This window comes from Vibrio sp. 1580 (assembly GCF_033340055.1).
The window spans coordinates 1-605 of the sequence record NZ_JAWOVT010000443.1 but is presented as its reverse complement, the minus strand read 5'-3'; the positions used below and the strand labels follow the sequence as shown (position 1 = coordinate 605).

Genomic DNA, 605 nt, shown 5'->3' with positions numbered 1-605 from the left:
GTTGGTGAAGAAGTCGTCGCAGAAACCAACAACATGTCGCAACGCGCCTCTCAAGTCGACGAACTCGCTGGCGGTCAACGTGAAGAAACCGAGCAAGTTGCCGCAGCGATGACGGAAATGACAGCCACCGCGCATGAGATTTCGAACAACGCTAACCAAGCAGCAGAATCAGCACGACACGCCGATGAAAACGCTCAACAAGCGAAACACATCGTCGATTCCGCTGCGAATTCTGTCGAAGAGCTGGCAAGCGAAGTTTCAGAGGCGAGCACTGTGATTGCCCGTTTAGAAAGCGACGTTCAAAACATCTCATCATCTTTAGAAGTGATTCAAGATATTGCCGAGCAAACTAATTTGCTTGCGCTAAACGCCGCGATTGAAGCTGCGCGAGCTGGCGATCAAGGGCGTGGATTCGCGGTAGTAGCAGATGAAGTCCGCAAGCTTGCAAGCCGCACTCAAGACAGTACGGGCGATATCCATAAAATGATTGAGCAACTAAAATCTGGCTCAGATGCCGCTGTACGTGCGATGGAATCAAGCCAAGCGCGCGGTGAAGCAACGGTAGAAGAGGCGCGCGCAGCCTCGGTTGCGTTGCAAGACATTCA

At 52.4% G+C, this 605-nt stretch carries 1 protein-coding gene; it reads left to right on the top strand.

All coding sequences use genetic code 11. The features are described from left to right. On the top strand, window positions 1–605 hold a 605-nt coding region (locus tag R7093_RS26485; RefSeq protein ID WP_318147185.1), incomplete at both ends, for a methyl-accepting chemotaxis protein.